At 47.9% G+C, this 267-nt stretch carries 1 protein-coding gene; it reads right to left on the bottom strand.

Annotated elements, in window-relative coordinates:
- Positions 1-257 (bottom strand): MarR family transcriptional regulator (locus V5P19_RS23730; RefSeq protein WP_334408001.1); only part of this gene is annotated, 257 nt, incomplete at its 3' end.
- Positions 258-267: the final 10 nt, after the last annotated feature.

Raw genomic sequence — 267 nt, 5'->3', positions numbered from 1 at the left:
CTTTCCACCCAGCCTTTACAGACCAGGCGATCCAGCATACGGGTCAGTGCTCCCAGGTCGACCGACAACACTTTTTTCAGTTCAACCGGAGTAATACACGCCGCGCAGCGGATAGAGCAGAGCACCTTAAACTGTGCCGCAGTAATATCCAGCGGAGACAGATACTCGTTAAGCAGACGATCTTTCTTCTGATTAACCATATGGATTAAGCGACCCAATGGAATAATTTCATTGAACAGATCGCTGGTACTTTTCACATTAGTTGCC

This window comes from Enterobacter sp. UNJFSC 003, from assembly GCF_036903355.1.
Lineage (GTDB): Bacteria > Pseudomonadota > Gammaproteobacteria > Enterobacterales > Enterobacteriaceae > Enterobacter.
Note: the sequence above shows the minus strand (reverse complement) of the source record. Positions and strands in the feature narration are given on the sequence as shown.